We start from the raw sequence: 17,906 nt of genomic DNA on the forward strand, positions 1-17,906 counted from the left end.
TGAGAACATTAGGCGAACATTATAGGATGAGATCATGCATCACCCCCCCCTCACCCGACGCCCGCATCACGCGGCGCATGGTCAGCCCTTCCTGGACGGGCTGCGCCTGACGCGCGGTCGGGTGCACGAACTGATCGGCCCTGCGCGCCAGACCCTGGCGATGATGGTGGCGGGCGGCATGACAGGGCCGGTGTTCTGGGTGCTGCCCGACTGGGCGCCGGGGCAACCACACGGGCCCGGCATGGTGCGGTTCCTGGATCCCGGGCGCGTCACCTTCGTTCGGGCGAACCGGGCTGAGGATATCCTCTGGACGCTGGAAGAGGTACTGCGCGCGGGCGTGGTGCCCTTGGTGGTGGGCGACCTGCCCGGCCCACCCGGCCTGACCCCGGTGCGGCGCATGCAGCTGGCGGCCGAGACCGGCGGAGGCCAAGCCCTAGGGCTGATCCTGACCCCCGAAGGCGCGGCGCAAGGGGCCGAGAGCCGCTGGCAGATGACCCCGGATCATGCCCCCGAGCGCGAAGCCTGGCGCCTGACCCGGCTGCGTCACCGGCAAGACCCACCGCGCGACTGGTCGGTGCGGATGAAGGGGGACGGGTTTGCCCTGGCCCCGCCAAGGCGAGTGGAGACGGTGGAGTAAGATTGCGCCGCCTCATCGGCGTCGCGGCAGCCAGACGGCGTCGGGCCGTGCTCCCGCACTGACCCTCGCCATTCTTGACTGCGAGTTCCCTCCCCGGTCCGGCGGGGTGGGGTGCCACGCGCTTCAGGCTGGACAGGGGCCCGCCAAGGGGGGGGAGCCGGACCGGGGAGGCCCGGCGGCCTGTATCTACAGCGTCGAATTCACTCCGCCGCCGTCCAGCAGGATGTTCTGCCCGACGATGAACCCCGCGTGCTGCGAGCAGAGGAAGGCGCAGGTGGCACCGAATTCCTCGATGGTGCCATAGCGCCCGGCGGGAATGGTCGCCTCGCGCGCCGCGCGCGCCTCGTCGATGGAAATGCCCTGCGCCTTGCTGACGCCCGTGTCCAGCGACACGGCGCGGTCGGTGGCGTGAATGCCCGGCAAGAGGTTGTTGATCGTCACCCCCGAACCCGCGATCTGCCGCGACGTTCCCGCGACATAGCCGGTCAGCCCTGCGCGGGCCGAGTTTGACAGGCCCAGCACGGGAATTGGCGCCTTCACGGCCTGGCTGGTGATGTTCACCACCCGACCCCAGCCACGCTCCATCATGTCGGGCACCAGCGCCTTGATCAGGGCGATCGGCGTCAGCATGTTGGCGTCCAGCGCGGCGATAAAATCGTCCCGCTCCCAGTCGGTCCACAGACCCGGCGGCGGGCCGCCTGCGTTATTGACCAGGATGTCGACGCCCCGGGCCGCTTCCAGCACCTTGGCACGACCTTCCTCAGAGGTCACATCGGCCGCCACGGTCACCACATCGACGCCGAAGGCGTTGCGGATCTCGGCCGCCGAGGCCTCCAGCGCGTCCGAACCGCGTGCGTTCATCACCAGATCGGCGCCCGCTTCGGCCAGCGCCCGGGCGCAGCCCAGCCCCAGCCCTTTCGACGAGGCACAGACCAGCGCCCGTTTTCCCTTCAACCCCAGATCCATGGCCCATCTCCTCATGACTGTCGGGGCGAATCCCCGGTTAATGGCAATTAACCCAACCGCAGCCCGGACCAGCCTGCAAGCCCCGCAACCGCATAACATGTGAACAAAACCGGATCGGCGACGCATTACCGCCCGGAGGGGAAACAGTTAACCAAAAACTCCCGTCAAATCGTAACCTTATCCGTAAGCATTCATTGACCAGAATGGGACAGGTCCGATATTTTCATAACACCGGTTGAAGGGATGAAGTCCGGGTCTCCGTGGGGGCGGGGTCGGGTGTACAGCCGGAGTTTTGACTGAATTTGGGGTGCTGCCATGTCTTTTTTCGATCTTTCTTCCCCCCTGCCCGTGCAGTCGCTGGTGGTCTATCCGGCCGAGGCGTTTCGCGTGCGCCACGGGGTAAACGAGGGGGATCCGATTGCCGATGCCTCCGACCTGGTCATGGAAGACGTATATGAGCTTGATGCCGCAGCGGCGAGCCGCCGCCTGGCCGTGGCCACGGTTGAGGCCACCGGCGAGTTCGTGATCGGCGCCGGCAGCGAGCTGGGCCACCCCGGCGCACGACTGTTCCTGGACTGCCTGGTCACCTTCATGGGGCCGAACGGATCCCATGACGAGGCGCTGGTCTTGGTCGAGGTGGACCCGGACGGCGCAATTGCCGAGATTTACCTGCACCCGCTGAGCCCGCTGGAAGCCAAGGCGGGCTATACGCTGGTCACCGTGGACACCGAACGGGCGCGCGAGAAGCTGGCCGAAAGCGCCTGTGTCTCCTTCACGCAAGGAACCCGCATCACCATGGCAGACGGGCGCCAGGTGCCGATCGAAGATCTTCAGCCCGGCGACCGGGTGCTGACCCGCGACAGCGGCCCGCAGGCGGTGCGCTGGATCGGCCACCAGACCGTGCGCGCGACCGGCGCCTTCGCGCCCATTCGCATCGAAGCGGGCGCCTTGAACAATCAACACGACCTGACCGTCAGCCCGAACCACCGGCTGTTCATCTATCAGCGGGTGGACGCCATGGGCGCGGGCAAGAAAGAGGTGCTGGTCAAGGCACGCCTGCTGGTCAACGGAAGCTCGGTGGTGCAGTCCGAAGGCGGCTTCGTGGAATATTACCAGCTGCTCTTCGACAAGCACGAGGTGATCTATGCCGAGGGCATTGCCTCGGAAAGCCTGTTCGTCGACGGCGCCACCCGCCCCGCCCTGCCCGACGAGGTGACCCGCCGGTTGCAGGAAGACACCAAGGCCAGCCTGGGCGCGCGTGAGCTGCGCGAAGCGGATCTGGTGGCGAAGGACGCGGTGGATCTGCTGCGCCGGGCGTCAGTTGCGAGATAGGGCGGCGCGTTAGGGCGCTGCCAAGCGGTGTCGCTGCGCGACGCTTGATTGTGTGATTGGGGGCTCTGCCCCCCGCGCTGCGCGCGTCCCCCGAGATATTTTCAGCAAGAAAAAGAGGGAAGTTGCGGGGGCGGCTCTGGCCCGGTATATCGCGCCCATGTTGGATATTGCCCACCCGAACCGCCCTGACCTGCCCGCCGAGATCGCTCGGCGGCGCACCTTTGCCATCATCTCGCACCCGGATGCTGGCAAGACGACGCTGACGGAAAAGTTCCTGCTGTACGGGGGTGCGATCCAGATGGCGGGCCAGGTGCGCGCCAAGGGCGAGGCGCGGCGCACGCGGTCGGACTTCATGAAGATGGAGCAGGACCGGGGGATTTCCGTGTCCGCCTCGGCCATGTCCTTTGATTTCGGGCAGTATCGCTTCAACCTGGTGGACACGCCCGGCCACTCGGATTTCTCGGAAGATACCTATCGCACGCTGACCGCCGTGGATGCCGCGGTGATGGTGATCGACGGCGCCAAGGGGGTGGAGAGCCAGACGCAGAAACTGTTCGAGGTTTGTCGGCTGCGTGACCTGCCGATCCTGACCTTCTGTAACAAGATGGACCGCGAAAGCCGCGAGACCTTTGAGATCATCGACGAGATCCAGGAGAACCTGGCGATCGACGTGACCCCGGCCTCCTGGCCCATTGGTGTGGGTCGCGAGTTCATGGGCTGTTATGACCTGTTGAATGACAGGCTGGAGCTGATGGATCGCGCCGACCGCAACGTCGTGGCGGAGTCCATTGAAATCAACGGGTTGGATGATCCGAACCTGGCCAAGCACGTGCCCGAACACCTGCTGGAACAGTTCCTGGAAGAGGTCGAGATGGCGCGCGAACTGCTGCCCAAGCTCGACCCGCAGGCGGTGCTGGAAGGGCATATGACGCCGATCTGGTTCGGCTCGGCGATCAACTCGTTCGGTGTGCAGGAGCTGATGCAGGGCATCGCCAACTACGGCCCAGAGCCGCAGCCGCAATCAGCCGATCCGCGCCAGGTGGGGCCGGAGGAAAAGAAGGTCGCGGGCTTTGTCTTCAAGGTTCAGGCCAACATGGACCCGAAACACCGCGACCGGGTGGCTTTCGTACGCCTGGCGTCGGGGCATTTCAAACGCGGCATGAAACTGACCCATGTGCGCACCAAGAAACCGATGGCCGTGTCGAACCCGGTTCTGTTCCTGGCCTCGGACCGCGAGTTGGCGGAAGAGGCCTGGGCGGGTGATATCATCGGCATTCCGAACCACGGGCAGCTGCGCATCGGCGACACGCTGACCGAGGGCGAGGCGCTGCGCGTGACCGGCATCCCCAGCTTCGCGCCGGAACTCTTGCAGGCCTGCCGCGCGGGCGACCCGATGAAGGCCAAGCACCTGGAAAAGGCGCTGATGCAGTTTGCCGAGGAAGGTGCTGCCAAGGTGTTCAAACCGAACCTGGGCTCGGGCTTCATCGTCGGCGTGGTCGGCGCGCTGCAGTTCGAGGTTCTGGCCAGCCGGATCGAGCTGGAATACGGCCTGCCGGTGCGGTTCGAGCAGACACAGTTCACCTCGGCGCGCTGGGTCACCGGCCCGAAACCCGAGGTCGACAAGTTCGTCAACACGAACAAGCAGCACATCGCACACGATCACGATGGCGACGTGGTCTACATGACGCGCCTGCAATGGGACATCGACCGGATCGAACGCGACATGCCCGAGCTGACCCTGTCGGCAACCAAGGAAATGCACGGGTAATGACACGGGGCATGATGTCGCCTTGACGGAGAGCTGCGCACAGATAAAACCTCCGGGGATTGCACCACCCGGAGGTTTCCATGCGCCTGTTTCCCGTCCTTGCCATGATCGCCCTGCCCGCCATGGCGTTGGCCCAAACTCAGCCTCAGGACAGCGACCCACGCCGTGAGATCGCGCAATGCGCGGTGATCGACGGCATGCTGGAACGCCTCCAGTGTTACGACGACCTGGCCAAGGCGCTGGATCTGGACGGGCCTCAGCCAGTGGCGACAGGCGTCACGGCGCCAGCCATCGGCAAATGGGAGGTGCAGCGCAGCAGCAATCCGCTGGATGACAGCCAGACCGTGGTTCTGGCGCTGGATGCCGATCAGGGCAGCGACCGCTGGGGCAACAAGGTCACGATGATCATCCGCTGTCAGTCAAACCGGACCGAAATGTATGTCGCCTGGCGCGACTATCTGGGCAACGACGGTGACTATCGCAATGAATACAAACGGGTGACCATCCGTGTCGGCGATAACCCGGCAGCCACGCAGAATTGGGGTCTGTCCACCGACAGCAAGGCCACCTTTGCCCCCGGCACGCCGATCGCGCTTATCCGAGACATGGCAAAGGCCGACAGGTTTGTGGCCCAGGTCACGCCTTATAATGAAAGCCCGGTTACCGCGATCTTCGACACCACGGGTTTGACCGAGGCGCTGGCCCCCGTCATGGAGGTCTGCGGCTGGCAGCTCTAGGCGCATTTTGAGCGAAATCACGCCCTGGCTGTGGGTTTTCCTTTGCGCCGGAAAGGGTTTGGGGCATGCTTCATGCAACCAGAACGAGGTGCGAGACATGAACCACCAACCCTCCATCGCGGCGCTTTATGTGGCTATGGCAGGCGCGGCAGGCCCTGCCTTTGGCGAGACAGACCCCTGGGCGCTTCTGTCCGCCGTCGAGATTGAAGAAATCGTCACCGAAACCCGGTACGAGGTGCGCAAGAGCTTTCCTGAGCAGCTGGAACAGGGCATTTCGGACTTCCGGATCTCGGGCTATGCGATGCCGATGGAGGCCGGGGCCTCGGTGCGTCAGGTCATGCTGGTCAGCGACATGGGGAGTTGCCCCTTCTGTGGCCAGGCCGACCACGGGATCACATTGATGGTCGAGCTGGACGAACCTATTTCCACTTTTGACGAGGGCACCCGCCTGTCGCTGGTCGGCGATCTGGAGGCCGTGACCGACCCGGATACCTGGCAGAGCGCGGTGATGCGCCATGCGCGGGTCGTTGCGAACTGACCCTCTCTGAAAGCAGGCAAAACAAACTCCTGCCTTAGCCGGAGCCCGCAAATCCAATGCCCCGCTTTCTTCTGTTCTGCCTAACCCTGTGCCTGTCGGCGCCCTCCCCGGTTCAGGCCTATGAGCTTTGGCGTAATCAGCCCTATGGCGCGGGTCCCTTGCAGAAGCTGGATGCCTATCTGCCCGAACATCGCGCGAATGCGCCATTGGTGGTCATGGTGCATGGCGGCGGCTGGGTCGGTGGGGACAAGCGCACCCTGCCGGTCTGGCGACGAAAGGCCGCCTATTGGACCGGGCTGGGGGCGATCTTCGTCTCTGTCAACTACCGGCTGGTGCCGGAGGTCATGCCGGACACCCAGGTTCAGGACATGGCGGCGGCACTGGCGCTGGTACAACGGTCCGCGAAAGCCTGGGGTGGCGATCCGGAACGCATTGTGCTCATGGGCCATTCGGCGGGCGCGCATCTGGTGGCGCTGCTTGCGGCCGATCCTGCCCGCGAAGGCGCGCGGCCCTGGCTGGGCACAGTTGCTCTGGACACGGCGGCCTATGATGTCGAGACACTGATGCAGAACCAGCCCTCGCGGCTGTATCAACAGGCCTTCGGCCCCGATCCGGCGATCTGGCAGGCCGCGTCGCCACTCGCCCGATTGCAACGGGGCGTCGGGCCTCTTTTACTGGTCTGTTCACAGAAACGCGGCCCCGCCTGCCCTGCGTCCCACGGTTTTGCCCAGGCCGTGACCGCGCGGGGCGGAGCCGCCCGTGTCTTGCCGCAGCCGCTGAACCACCTGGCGATCAACGCAGGGCTCGGCGCGAAAGGCCCCTATACCGAGGCGGTCGAGGCGTTCCTGCAGGAAATCGGCTTCTGGGGCGGCTCATGACCCGGCGCCCGCTGCAGAATCGCGTCCTGCCCACCGGCGAGATCACCGCCCACCCCGCGCGCGGGCTGTTCACCGGCAATCGCGGCATCCTGGAGCTACAAGGCGGGCGTCTGGGCACCTCGCGTTGGAAGCACAAGCACTGGATCATTTGCACGCTGACCCATCCGCGCGGGCGCTATCACGGCCCCCTGCCCGCGCGCGGCTGGACGCCCTTGTTCTTCCTGGACGAAGCAGTCGGCCTGGCCGCCGGACACCGCCCCTGCGCCTATTGTCGCCCCCAAGCCTATGCCGCCTACAAAGCCGCCTGGGCCAAGGCGACCGGAGAGACGGCGGGGCATTTCGAGATGGACAAGGCCCTGCACGCCGCTCGCGTGACGCGATCTCGCCAGCAGATCACCCATGAGGCCCCGGCGGGCAGCTTGCCGAACGGTTCCATGATCCTGCATCGGGGCACCCCGGCGCTGCTCTGGCAGAACAGCTGTTACCACTACACGCCCGAAGGCTATGGCCCAGCCGAGCCACGCCCCACCGGCCCGGTCACCGTGCTGACCCCGCGCCCCAGCCTTGCGGTACTCGCCGCCGGGTTCCGCCCGGAACTGCACCCAAGCTGCGGTATCTGAGCCACATTTCCGGCCCGAACCCGCCCGCACCCCAACGTTTTGCGCCAATTCCGGCCATGTCATTGACCCGCCCCGCGTTTTTCGCTACCCATCGGGCACCTGAAGGGGCGCTGCTGCTGCGCCAAGGCCATCCGGGCCCATCCTTCGCAGATGCACGGGCCAAAGACGGTCCGTAACCTACGGATCATAATGACCAAATTCTCTGACCTGAAGCTCAGCCCCAAAGTCTTGAAAGCCGTTGAAGAAACCGGCTACGAAACTCCGACACCGATCCAGGCCGGCGCCATCCCGCCCGCATTGGAGGGACGCGACGTTCTGGGCATTGCCCAGACGGGCACCGGCAAGACCGCCGGGTTCACCCTGCCGATGATCTCCATGCTGGCGCGCGGCCGGGCCCGGGCGCGTATGCCGCGTTCGCTGGTGCTGTGCCCCACCCGCGAACTCGCCGCCCAGGTGGCGGAGAACTTCGACACCTACGCCAAGCACGTGAAACTGACCAAGGCGCTCTTGATCGGCGGTGTGTCTTTCAAGGAACAGGACCAGCTGATTGACAAGGGCGTCGACGTTCTGATCGCCACCCCCGGCCGCCTGTTGGACCATTTCGAACGCGGCAAGCTGATCCTGTCCGATGTGAAGGTCATGGTGGTGGACGAGGCCGACCGCATGCTGGACATGGGCTTCATCCCCGATATCGAAAAGATCTTCGGCCTCACGCCGTTTACCCGCCAGACCCTGTTCTTCTCGGCCACCATGGCGCCCGAGATCGAGCGGATCACCAACACCTTCCTGTCGAACCCGGAACGGATCGAAGTGGCCCGCCAGGCCACCACGTCCGAGACGATCACCCAGGAATTGGTGATGTTCAAACCCTCGCGCCGCGACCGCGCCGCGTCGGAGAAACGCACGGTTCTGCGCGGTGTCATCGAACGTGAGGGCGAGGCCTGCACCAACGCGATCATCTTCTGCAACCGCAAGACGGATGTGGATATCACCGCGAAATCCTTGAAGAAATACGGCTACAATGCCGAACCGATCCATGGCGACCTGGACCAGTCCAAGCGCATGGAGGTGCTGCAAGGTTTCCGGGACGGCACCATTCGCTTCCTCTGCGCCTCGGACGTTGCCGCCCGTGGCCTGGACATTCCGAACGTCAGCCACGTGTTCAACTTCGACGTGCCGGGTCACGCCGAGGACTACGTGCACCGCATTGGCCGCACCGGCCGGGCGGGGCGTGACGGCAAGGCGGTGATGATCTGCGAGCCGCGCGATGAAAAGAACCTGGATGCGGTCGAACGGCTGATCGAAAAGGAAATCCCGCGGGTCGAGAACCCGGTCAAACCGGCGGAGCGCAAGCGCACCAAGCCTGAGGAGACTGGCGAGGAAAAACCCAAGCCCGCACGCAGCCGCGGGCGTGGCCGCAAGTCCGAGGACAAGCCGGCCGAGGCACAGGAAGCTGCCCCGCAGGAGGCCAAGCAGGAGCCCAAGCGCGACGAACCGCGTGTGCAGGAGCCCAAACAGCCGTCGCGCGGTCGTGGAGGTCCGCGTGGACGCGGTGGCAAACAGGGCGGCAATGGCGTGCCCGGCATGGGCGATCACGTGCCCGATTTCATCGCCAAGAGCTTCGACGAGCGCCGCGCGAGCTGAACTCGAAAGACTGAAGACACATCAAAGGCCCCCTGCGGGGCCTTTTTTTGTGCTGAGCCAGCAGAAAATCGCCCTATTCAGAAAAAATACCCGGTCGGAAATCCTTTGTTAGGCCTTTTGCCGAAGGCTGACAGGCAACTCTCCAGTTTTGGAAAGGTTGTTTCGCATGAATAAGATTTTACAAGACCGCCGCGACCGTCATCGCATCCCCGTGAAAGGCACGGTCACACTGATCTCGGGGGACAGCTCCCTGCCCGCCCGGCTTGAGGATATTTCCTTCGTCGGCCTGCGTTGCCGCACCGAGCCCGGCGCCCTGCAGGCGCTGGACGGGCCGGTGACCGCTGTGCAGCTGCAAGACCTGCCCGCGTTGCAGGTCACGCCCCGGCGCATTGACGGGGATGTCTTTGCGGCCACCTATGACAATGTGAAACTGGCCCGCCGGGTGACGGCGGGATTCATTGCGCAGTTCGTGGAGGGGTTGGGGTAACGCCCCGCCCTACTCCAACCGGCTGACCACCACGGTGACCTCGGGCTTGCGGCCAAGCTCATCATTGGTCGTCTTGCGGGCGATCTTCTTCAGCTCATCTTCCAGCCGATCCTCGTCGCGCAGGGTCTTGCGGCCCGCGCGCATGAGGAACTGACCCAGGTCTTCCTCCAACACCTCAACCAGGGGCGCCTTGGAGTTGCCAACCACGGGCAGGCCCATGAGCTCGACCCAGGGGTCGCCCAGCGGCTCTTCGCCGTCCAGGATCACGTTGACGATTACATGGCCGTTCAATGCCAGGCGGATGCGGTCGCGCACCACCCCGTCCAGTGCGCCAATCAGGATATCGCCGTCCAGATAGACCCGGTCGGCTTCGACATGTTCCACGACATGCGGCTTGACCCCGGTCAGGTCGCAGACCGCGCCATTCACCACCACCATCGCGGCACGCCCGCCCGCCTCGGCCAGCCGCGCGTGTTCGCGCAGGTGACGATGTTCGCCGTGCATGGGAATGACGATTTCCGGGTTCAGGATCTGGTGCACCCGCTCCAGATCCGGGCGGTTGGCGTGGCCCGACACGTGGTAGCGGTCGTTTTCTGCGACCACATCCACACCCATTTCGGAAAAGGCGTTCATGATGCGGATCACACCGCGCTCATTGCCCGGAATGGTTTTCGAGCTGAACAGGAACATGTCGCCTTCGGCCATGGTGAGCCCCAGGTATTTGCCCCGCGCCAGTTGCGCCGACGCCGCGCGGCGTTCGCCCTGGCTGCCGGTCACGATCAGCATCAGGTTCTCGCGCGGGATGTCGCGGGCATCCTCGGCGGTGACGGTGGTGGGGAAATCGGCCAGCACGCCGGTCTCGATCCCGGCCTGGATCATGCGGCGCATAGCGCGGCCCAGAAGGCAGACGGAGCGCCCCGCGGCCTTGCCCGCCTCGGCCAGCTGTTTCACCCGCGCCACGTTGGAGGCAAAGGTGGTCGCGACCACCATACGTTCGGCACCCTCGATCAGCTTGACCAGCTCCGGGCCGACCTCGCTTTCGGACCGGCCATCATGGGGGCTGAACACATTGGTTGAATCGCAGATCAGCGCCTTGATGCGCGGGCTGGCGACCTCGCGCCACAGCGCCTCGTCGAACTTGTCGCCCAGCACCGGGTTTTCATCCAGTTTGAAGTCGCCGGTGTGCACCAGACGCCCGGCGGGCGTGTCGATCACCAGCCCCGCGCTTTCGGGGATCGAATGCGACAGCGGCAGGAAGGAGACCTTGAAGGGGCCTGCATTGATGACCTCGGGAAAGACCTGCGCGGCGATGACCTGATCGGGGTCCTGCCCCGCCTCTTCCATCTTGCGCTGCGCGTGGTAGCGGGTAAAGGGGCGGGCATAGATCGGCGCGCGCAGCTTGGAATGCAGGCGCCCCACGGCGCCGACGTGGTCTTCATGCGCGTGGGTGACGAAGATCGCCTCCAGCCGGTCAGCGTTCTGCTCCAGCCAGGTCACGTCCGGCATGATCAGGTTCACGCCGGGCGTGGTGTCCATGTCCGGGAAGGTCACGCCCAGGTCGACCAGGATCAGCCGTTCCTTGCCCGGCGCCCCCCAACCATAGACATAGGCATTCATGCCAATTTCCCCGGCACCGCCGAGGGGAAGATAGATCAGGCGTTCGGCGCTCATGCGGGGCCGTGCTCCTTGTTGTAATCGTGGATGACGACCAGACCGTGCATGGTCAGGTCCTCTTCAAAGGCGTCAAACAGGTCGGCGGTCTGGTCGAACAGAGGCGCCAGCCCGCCGGTGGCAATGACTTTCATCGGACGCGCGCGCTCTTCCTTGATGCGCGCGCTGATCTCGCGCACCAGACCCACATAGCCCCAGAACACGCCAGACTGCATGCAGGCGACCGTGTTGGTGCCGATGACACTCTGCGGTTTCGAGATATCGACATGGGGCAGTGCTGCGGCGGCCATGTGCAGCGCTTCGAGCGACAGGTTCACCCCCGGCGCGATCACCCCGCCTATATAGGCGCCATCCTTGGCGACCACGTCGAAAGTGGTGGCAGTGCCGAAATCAACCACGATCAGGTCGCCGCCGTGGCGATCATAGGCGCCTGCGGTGTTCACCAGCCGGTCCGGGCCAACGGCGGTGCCAATGTCCACCCGCGGCTCATGCGGCAGGGCGCATTCGGGCTTGCCCACCACCACGGGGCGGCAGCCGAAGAACCGGTCGGCAAAGACACGCAGGTTGAACACGACGCGCGGCACTGTCGTCGAGATGATCACGTCGGTGATATCCAGCTCGATCCCGTAGTGGTTGATCAGGGTCGAGAACCAGGTGAAATAGGCATCCGCCGTGCGCGCATGGTGGGTCGAAGTGCGCAGGGTGCACAGGAATTTCTCGCCATCCCAGATCGAGAAGACGGTGTTGGTATTGCCGCAATCAATGGCCAGAAGCATGGTGGCCCCCGCTCAGAAAAAGATATCCGCCGCCGGGATCACCTGGCGGCCCTTGGGGGTGGATAGAACAAGGTTGCCCTCTTCGTCCACTGTCTCGAACACGCCTTGGGTCTCTGTGGCCCCGGTGCGTGCGGTGATCGTCTCGCCCAGTTTGGCGGCGCGGGCCAACCAGGCTTCGCGGATCGGGGCGAAACCGTAGGTCGTGAAACTGTGTTCCCACCGCGCATAGGCGGGGGCAAGCAGGTCGAGGAATTCCTCGGGTGTCACGCGCGCGCCGGTCTCATCCATCAGGCTGACCGGGGTGACAGCACCGGGTTCGACCTGATCGCGCGGCGGCGCAGCCACCAGGTTCACGCCGATGCCGATGGCGATATGGCTGACGCCAGCGCCCATACCGGCGCTTTCCAAGAGGATGCCCGCGACCTTGCCGCCGTTCATAAGCACGTCATTGGGCCATTTCAGCGCAAAGCTCTGCGCGCGGCCGGTGGCGGCGACGAAGGCGTCGAACAGGGCCAGGGAGGCGACGAAGCTGCGCAGGGCCACCTGGGCGGGCGGCTCGGACGGGCGCATGACCAGCGTGGCCATGAAATTGCCGGGCGGGTTCACCCAGGCGCGGCCACGGCGACCACGGCCTGCGGTCTGTTCATGGGCCAGGATCCACTCCGGCCCCATGAGCGTGGGCGCAATGCGCGCCGCTTCCGCATTGGTGCTATCGACACTGGCCAGCACGCGCCGGCCAGTGCCCACGGGCCAATCAGCGGGCCACTCAGTTGACAAGGGCGGCGGCGGCGGCGGCGGCCGCACCTTCGATGCCAAAGAGGTTGATCGCGCCCAGCACCATGATCGCGGCCGAGCCCATCAGGGCGGCCCAGGCAGCGGGCGCCATCGGGGTCTGCACGCCTTCGCCTTCGTCACCGAAGTACATGAAGAAGACGATGCGCAGGTAATAGAAGGCCCCGATCACCGAGGCGATCACACCAGCCACGGCCAGCCAGGTCAGGCCCGACTGCACGGCGGCGTTCAAGACGGCGTATTTGCCGAAGAAGCCGACCATCGGCGGCACGCCCGCCAGGCTGAACATCAGGATCAGCATGGCCACGGCCTTCATCGGTTCCGCACGCGAATAGAGCTTCAGCGAGGCGATGTCGGTGACCGGCTTGCCGTCACGCTCCATCGACAGGATGAAGGCGAAGGTGCCGACATTCATGGTCAAGTAGATCGCCATGTAGATCAGCATCGCCTGCACGCCGAACTCGGTGCCAGCCGCCAGGCCCAGCAGGGCAAAGCCCATATGCGCAATGGACGAATAGGCCATCAGGCGCTTGATGTTGGTCTGGCCGATGGCGGCCACGGCGCCCAGGAACATCGACAGCAGCGCCAGGAAGGCCACGACCTGCTGCCAGTCGGCGACCGCGTTGCCGAAGGCGTCGAACATGACGCGGGCAAACAGGCCCATCGCCGCCAGTTTCGGCGCGGTGGCGAAGAAGGCGGTGATCGGGGTCGGCGCGCCTTCGTAGACATCAGGCGTCCACATGTGGAAGGGCACGGCAGAGACCTTGAAGGCCATGCCGGACAGGACGAAGGTCAGGCCGATCAACAGGCCCATGCCCACGTGGCCGTCATTGGCAGCCTCGATGATGCCACCGAACAGGGTGGTGCCCGAGTAGCCGTAGACCAGCGAGGCACCGTAGAGCATCAGGCCAGACGACAGCGCGCCCAGCACGAAGTATTTCATGCCGGCTTCGGTCGACTTCACGCTGTCGCGGTTCAGCGAGGCAACGACGTAGAGCGCCAGCGACTGCAGTTCCAGACCCATGTAGAGCGCGATCAGGTCCCCGGCAGAGACCATGACCATCATGCCGACGACCGACAGGGCGATCAGGATCGGGTATTCGAACTTCAACAGGCCGCGTTTCGCCATGGCGTCCATGCCGACCACCATGACCGCACCGGCGGCCAGCAGGATTGCGACCTTGGCGAAACGCGCATAGGCGTCGTCGACGACCATGCCGTTGAAACCCTCGCGGGCCCCCTCGCCGCCGGCGATCATCACGGCCAGAAGGGCCATGACCAGCGCGGTCAGCCAGGTCAGCGGCGCGGCCATCCGGTCCTTGCCGGTGTAAACGGCACCCAGAAGCGCGGCCATCGCATAGACCGAGAGCAGGATCTCGGGCAGGACGATTTGAATGTCAGAGCTCATCTAATGCGCCCCCCTTAGTGCGAAGCCATGGCCACATCCGCAGCGTCGGCTGCGGGAATGGCGGCGTGATAGTTGTTCAGAAGCGCCTCGACCGAGGGGCCGATGATGTCGGTGACCAGCGCCGGGTAGACCCCCAGCAGCAGGGTCATGACCACCAGCGGGGCGAAGATCGCCTTTTCGCGGGTGTTCATCTCCTGGATCGTCTTCAGGCTTTCCTTGATCAGATCCCCGAATACCACGCGGCGGTAGAGGTAGAGCGCGTAAGCGGCCGAGAAGATCACACCCGACGCGGCCACCAGGGCGATCCAGGTGTTGGCCTTGAACATGCCGACCAGGGTCAGGAACTCACCAACGAAGCCCGAGGTGCCCGGCAGGCCCACGTTCGCCATGGTGAAGAACATGAAAATCAGCGCATAGGCCGGCATCCGGTTCACGAGGCCACCGTAGGCGTCGATCTCGCGGGTGTGCATGCGGTCATAGATCACGCCGACGCAAAGGAAGAGCGCGCCCGAGATGAAGCCGTGCGACAGCATCTGGAAGATCGCCCCGTCGACCCCCTGCTGGTTCAGCGAAAAGATACCAGCGGTGACATAACCCATGTGCGCGACCGAGGAATAGGCGATCAGCTTCTTCATGTCCTCCTGCACCAGCGCGACCAGCGAGGTGTAGACGATGGCGATGACCGAGATCCACAGCACGAAGTTGGCCATCACATCCACACCCACCGGGAACATCGGCAGCGAGAAGCGCAGGAAGCCGTAGCCGCCCATCTTCAAGAGGATCGCGGCCAGAACGACCGAACCGGCGGTCGGCGCCTGCACGTGCGCGTCCGGCAGCCAGGTGTGCACCGGCCACATCGGCATCTTCACGGCAAAGCTGGCAAAGAAGGCCAGGAACAACAGCGTCTGTGCCCCACCCACGATCTGAATGCCGAGGATCGAGAAGGTCTCGGACCCGAAACTATGCCCCGCGAGCGCTTCGAAATCGGTGCCGACCTCGAAGGCCATGTAGATCATGGCGACCAGCATCAGGACCGAGCCCAGGAAGGTATAGAGGAAGAACTTGAAGGACGCGTAGATGCGATCCTTGCCGCCCCAGATGCCGATGATCAGGAACATCGGGATCAGACCTGCCTCGAAGAACAGATAGAACAGGATCAGGTCCAGCGCCATGAACACGCCAAGCATGAGCGTTTCAAGAAGCAGGAAGGCGATCATGTACTCCTTGACCCGGGAGGTGACGCCCCAGGAGGCCGCGATGGTCAGCGGCATCATGAAGGTGGTGAGCATCACGAACAGGACCGAGATCCCATCGACGCCCATCTTGTATTTCAGCCCCATGATCCAGTCATAATCCTCGACCAGCTGGTAGCCGGTGTTGGCGGGATCAAACTCCGCAAAGATGAAGAGCGAGGCCAGGAAGGTGCCGCTGGTGGCCAGCAAGGCCACCCGCTTTGCGTTGAGCTGTGCAGCCGCGTCATCTCCGCGAAGGAACAGCGCCAGAACAGCCGCCGCAATCAGCGGCAGGAAAGTGATCAGTGAGAGGAGATGGTCGTTCATTAGTGCGCGCCCCCAAAGAGGGTCATGATGGAGATGAGAGCAACGATCCCAAGGACCATCGCGAAGGCGTAGGTAAAGACGTAGCCCGACTGCGCCCGGCCCGCCATGCGGGTGAACCAGGGCACGATGCCCATCGCCACGCCGTTGAGGAAGCCGTCGATCGTCTTGCCATCCCCGCGTTTCCACAGGAACTGGCCGATCTTGAAGGCGGGTTTGACGAAGAGGAAGTCGTAGATCTCGTCAAAGTACCACTTGTTCAGCAGGAACTGATGGACATGCGGAACCGTGTCGGCCAGGCGCTTTGGCAGGCTCGGGTTCACGATGTAGAACCAGAAGGCCGTGACAAAGCCCAGGATCATCGCGACGAAGGGGCTGACCTTGACCCATTTCGGGGCATGGTGCGCCTCGTCCATCACGTGGTTGTCCGGGTGCATGAAGATCGCGCCAGCAGGCGCCTCTGCATGGGCCATCGGGGCGGCGTGATCGTCAGCCGGAGCCGCATGGTCATCGCCGTGATCATCCGCAGCAGGCGCGTGGCCGTCCGCAGTCGCTTCAGCGTGGTGCGGGATGCCGAAGAAGTCGTTCACCTGGTCATGGTCACCAAAGAACGACCCGTACCAGATCATACCGGCAAAGACCGAGCCCAGGGCCAGGACGCCCAGCGGGATCGTCATCACGGCGGGGCTTTCATGGGCGTGCTCATGCGTGTGTTTGTCGCCACGCTGCTCGCCGTAGAAGGTCAGGAACATCAGGCGCCAGCTGTAGAAGCTGGTGAACAGCGCCGCGATGACCAGCGCCCAGAAGGCGAAGCCCCCTTGCGTGCCCGCATAGGCGCTTTCAATGATCGCGTCCTTCGACAGGAAACCGGCGAAACCGAAGTGCGTCAGCGGGATGCCGACACCGGTGATGGCCAGCGTGCCGATCATCATCGCCCAGAACGTATAGGGCAGCTTCTTGCGCAGGTTGCCATAGTTGCGCATGTCCTGCTCGTGATGCATGCCGTGGATGACCGAACCGGCCCCCAGGAACAGCATCGCCTTGAAGAAGGCGTGGGTGAACAGGTGGAACATGGCGACCGAATAGACGCCGACACCGGCGGCCACGAACATGTAGCCCAGCTGGGACATGGTCGAATAGGCGATCACGCGCTTGATGTCGTTCTGCACCAGGCCGATGGTCGCGGCGACAAAGGCGGTCATCGCGCCCAGGTAGGTGATGAAGGTCGTCGCCTCGGGCGCGTATTCCATCAGCGGCGACATGCGGCAGACCAGGAAGACACCGGCGGTGACCATGGTCGCCGCGTGGATCAGCGCCGACACCGGGGTCGGGCCTTCCATCGCGTCCGGCAGCCAGGTGTGCAGGAACAGCTGCGCCGATTTGCCCATCGCACCGACGAACAGCAGGAAGGCCAGCAGGTTGGCCGCGTTCCAGTCGCGCCACAGGAATTGCAGCTCGGTCTCGGCCAGCTGCGGGGCAGCGGCAAAGATCTCGTCAAAGCGGATCGAGCCAGTCAGCCAGAACAGGCCGAAGATCCCGAGCGCAAAGCCGAAGTCACCGACACGGTTGACCACGAAGGCCTTGATCGCGGCGGCATTGGCCGAGGGTTTCTTGTAGTAGAAGCCGATCAGCAGGTACGACGCGACACCCACGCCCTCCCAGCCGAAGAACATCTGCAGAAGGTTGTCGGCGGTCACCAGCATCAGCATGGCAAAGGTGAAGAAGCTCAGATAGGCGAAGAAGCGGGGACGGTAGCTGACGCCTTCGAACTGCGGGTCATGGGCCATGTAGCCCATGGAATAAAGGTGCACCAGCGACGAGACCGTGGTCACGACGATCAGCATGATCGCGGTCAGGCGGTCCAGGCGAATGGCCCAGTCGACCTGCAACTGGCCGGATTCGACCCAGTCGAGGATCGGGATGATCTGCGTCTCGTGACCCAGGCCCAGGAAGGTAATCCAGGACAGCGCGGCCGCGAGGAACAACAGGCCGGTGGTCACATATTGCGCGCCCTTGTCGCCGATCACGCGGTGGCCGAAGCCAGCGATCAGCGCGCCGATGAGCGGGGCGAAGAGGATGATGGTCGCCATGGTCGC

Annotated in this window: 16 protein-coding genes; 9 read left to right on the forward strand and 7 right to left on the reverse strand. The window is 64.3% G+C overall.

The window, feature by feature from the left end; translation table 11 throughout:
* Positions 1 to 34 precede the first annotated feature (34 nt).
* Positions 35 to 637, forward strand: a complete 603-nt coding sequence (locus ACO07D_RS19575; protein WP_421704603.1) for an ImuA family protein — start codon at positions 35 to 37, stop codon at positions 635 to 637.
* Positions 638 to 823: 186 nt separating this feature from the next.
* Here the strand turns inward: ACO07D_RS19575 and ACO07D_RS19580 are convergent, their stop codons facing one another.
* Positions 824 to 1,603, reverse strand: a complete 780-nt coding sequence (locus ACO07D_RS19580; RefSeq protein WP_421704604.1) for an SDR family oxidoreductase — start codon at positions 1,601 to 1,603, stop codon at positions 824 to 826.
* A 315-nt stretch (positions 1,604 to 1,918) separates the two neighbouring features.
* Between ACO07D_RS19580 and ACO07D_RS19585 the strand changes: the two genes are divergently transcribed.
* From ACO07D_RS19585 to ACO07D_RS19620, 8 genes are all read left to right on the forward strand, one after another.
* Complete coding sequence (locus ACO07D_RS19585) at positions 1,919 to 2,935, forward strand: Hint domain-containing protein (RefSeq protein ID WP_421704605.1); 1,017 nt, start codon at positions 1,919 to 1,921, stop codon at positions 2,933 to 2,935.
* A gap of 157 nt (positions 2,936 to 3,092) precedes the next feature.
* Positions 3,093 to 4,703: a peptide chain release factor 3 gene (locus tag ACO07D_RS19590; protein ID WP_421704606.1), complete on the forward strand. Its 1,611-nt coding sequence runs from the start codon at positions 3,093 to 3,095 to the stop codon at positions 4,701 to 4,703.
* A gap of 80 nt (positions 4,704 to 4,783) precedes the next feature.
* The gene (locus ACO07D_RS19595; protein WP_421704607.1) at positions 4,784 to 5,440 is read left to right on the forward strand and encodes a type VI secretion system-associated protein TagO; all 657 of its coding nucleotides are present in this window, start codon (positions 4,784 to 4,786) and stop codon (positions 5,438 to 5,440) included.
* A 97-nt stretch (positions 5,441 to 5,537) separates the two neighbouring features.
* The gene (locus ACO07D_RS19600) at positions 5,538 to 5,978 is read left to right on the forward strand and encodes a hypothetical protein (protein ID WP_421704608.1); all 441 of its coding nucleotides are present in this window, start codon (positions 5,538 to 5,540) and stop codon (positions 5,976 to 5,978) included.
* A 56-nt stretch (positions 5,979 to 6,034) separates the two neighbouring features.
* The gene (locus ACO07D_RS19605) at positions 6,035 to 6,856 is read left to right on the forward strand and encodes an alpha/beta hydrolase (protein WP_421704609.1); all 822 of its coding nucleotides are present in this window, start codon (positions 6,035 to 6,037) and stop codon (positions 6,854 to 6,856) included.
* Positions 6,853 to 7,476 carry a hypothetical protein gene (locus ACO07D_RS19610; protein ID WP_421704610.1) on the forward strand — a complete coding sequence of 208 codons (624 nt, stop codon included), beginning with the start codon at positions 6,853 to 6,855 and terminating at the stop codon, positions 7,474 to 7,476. The genes ACO07D_RS19605 and ACO07D_RS19610 overlap by 4 nt, the downstream gene beginning before the upstream one ends.
* A gap of 189 nt (positions 7,477 to 7,665) precedes the next feature.
* Complete coding sequence (locus ACO07D_RS19615) at positions 7,666 to 9,120, forward strand: DEAD/DEAH box helicase (RefSeq protein WP_421704611.1); 1,455 nt, start codon at positions 7,666 to 7,668, stop codon at positions 9,118 to 9,120.
* Between the two features lie 166 nt (positions 9,121 to 9,286).
* Positions 9,287 to 9,607 carry a PilZ domain-containing protein gene (locus tag ACO07D_RS19620; RefSeq protein WP_421704612.1) on the forward strand — a complete coding sequence of 107 codons (321 nt, stop codon included), beginning with the start codon at positions 9,287 to 9,289 and terminating at the stop codon, positions 9,605 to 9,607.
* Between the two features lie 9 nt (positions 9,608 to 9,616).
* Here ACO07D_RS19620 and ACO07D_RS19625 read toward each other — a convergent pair whose 3' ends face one another.
* The 6 genes from ACO07D_RS19625 to nuoL are packed head-to-tail and all read right to left on the reverse strand — an operon-like array spanning position 9,617 to position 17,900.
* The gene (locus tag ACO07D_RS19625) at positions 9,617 to 11,278 is read right to left on the reverse strand and encodes a ribonuclease J (RefSeq protein WP_421704613.1); all 1,662 of its coding nucleotides are present in this window, start codon (positions 11,276 to 11,278) and stop codon (positions 9,617 to 9,619) included.
* Complete coding sequence (locus ACO07D_RS19630) at positions 11,275 to 12,054, reverse strand: type III pantothenate kinase (RefSeq protein ID WP_421704614.1); 780 nt, start codon at positions 12,052 to 12,054, stop codon at positions 11,275 to 11,277. The genes ACO07D_RS19625 and ACO07D_RS19630 overlap by 4 nt, the downstream gene beginning before the upstream one ends.
* 12 nt (positions 12,055 to 12,066) lie before the next feature.
* On the reverse strand, positions 12,067 to 12,801 hold the full coding sequence (locus ACO07D_RS19635; RefSeq protein ID WP_421704615.1) for a biotin--[acetyl-CoA-carboxylase] ligase: 735 nt from the start codon (positions 12,799 to 12,801) through the stop codon (positions 12,067 to 12,069).
* Between the two features lie 19 nt (positions 12,802 to 12,820).
* Positions 12,821 to 14,254: an NADH-quinone oxidoreductase subunit NuoN gene (gene nuoN, locus ACO07D_RS19640; protein ID WP_421704616.1), complete on the reverse strand. Its 1,434-nt coding sequence runs from the start codon at positions 14,252 to 14,254 to the stop codon at positions 12,821 to 12,823.
* Positions 14,255 to 14,268: 14 nt separating this feature from the next.
* Complete coding sequence (locus tag ACO07D_RS19645) at positions 14,269 to 15,813, reverse strand: NADH-quinone oxidoreductase subunit M (protein WP_421704617.1); 1,545 nt, start codon at positions 15,811 to 15,813, stop codon at positions 14,269 to 14,271.
* Positions 15,813 to 17,900, reverse strand: a complete 2,088-nt coding sequence (gene nuoL / locus ACO07D_RS19650; RefSeq protein WP_421704618.1) for an NADH-quinone oxidoreductase subunit L — start codon at positions 17,898 to 17,900, stop codon at positions 15,813 to 15,815. The genes ACO07D_RS19645 and nuoL overlap by 1 nt, the downstream gene beginning before the upstream one ends.
* Positions 17,901 to 17,906: the final 6 nt, after the last annotated feature.

It is taken from the genome of Aliiroseovarius sp. (genome assembly GCF_965228805.1).
Lineage (GTDB): Bacteria > Pseudomonadota > Alphaproteobacteria > Rhodobacterales > Rhodobacteraceae > JASBTN01.

What these genes read in the sequence shown, in the direction of transcription:
- ACO07D_RS19575 (WP_421704603.1), top strand. Translation starts at nt 35, where the DNA reads ATGCATCACCCCCCCCTCACCCGACGCCCGCATCACGCGGCGCATGGT.
- ACO07D_RS19580 (WP_421704604.1), bottom strand. Translation starts at nt 1,603, where the DNA reads ATGGATCTGGGGTTGAAGGGAAAACGGGCGCTGGTCTGTGCCTCGTCG.
- ACO07D_RS19585 (WP_421704605.1), top strand. Translation starts at nt 1,919, where the DNA reads ATGTCTTTTTTCGATCTTTCTTCCCCCCTGCCCGTGCAGTCGCTGGTG.
- ACO07D_RS19590 (WP_421704606.1), top strand. Translation starts at nt 3,093, where the DNA reads ATGTTGGATATTGCCCACCCGAACCGCCCTGACCTGCCCGCCGAGATC.
- ACO07D_RS19595 (WP_421704607.1), top strand. Translation starts at nt 4,784, where the DNA reads ATGCGCCTGTTTCCCGTCCTTGCCATGATCGCCCTGCCCGCCATGGCG.
- ACO07D_RS19600 (WP_421704608.1), top strand. Translation starts at nt 5,538, where the DNA reads ATGAACCACCAACCCTCCATCGCGGCGCTTTATGTGGCTATGGCAGGC.
- ACO07D_RS19605 (WP_421704609.1), top strand. Translation starts at nt 6,035, where the DNA reads ATGCCCCGCTTTCTTCTGTTCTGCCTAACCCTGTGCCTGTCGGCGCCC.
- ACO07D_RS19610 (WP_421704610.1), top strand. Translation starts at nt 6,853, where the DNA reads ATGACCCGGCGCCCGCTGCAGAATCGCGTCCTGCCCACCGGCGAGATC.
- ACO07D_RS19615 (WP_421704611.1), top strand. Translation starts at nt 7,666, where the DNA reads ATGACCAAATTCTCTGACCTGAAGCTCAGCCCCAAAGTCTTGAAAGCC.
- ACO07D_RS19620 (WP_421704612.1), top strand. Translation starts at nt 9,287, where the DNA reads ATGAATAAGATTTTACAAGACCGCCGCGACCGTCATCGCATCCCCGTG.
- ACO07D_RS19625 (WP_421704613.1), bottom strand. Translation starts at nt 11,278, where the DNA reads ATGAGCGCCGAACGCCTGATCTATCTTCCCCTCGGCGGTGCCGGGGAA.
- ACO07D_RS19630 (WP_421704614.1), bottom strand. Translation starts at nt 12,054, where the DNA reads ATGCTTCTGGCCATTGATTGCGGCAATACCAACACCGTCTTCTCGATC.
- nuoN (WP_421704616.1), bottom strand. Translation starts at nt 14,254, where the DNA reads ATGAGCTCTGACATTCAAATCGTCCTGCCCGAGATCCTGCTCTCGGTC.
- ACO07D_RS19645 (WP_421704617.1), bottom strand. Translation starts at nt 15,813, where the DNA reads ATGAACGACCATCTCCTCTCACTGATCACTTTCCTGCCGCTGATTGCG.
- nuoL (WP_421704618.1), bottom strand. Translation starts at nt 17,900, where the DNA reads ATGGCGACCATCATCCTCTTCGCCCCGCTCATCGGCGCGCTGATCGCT.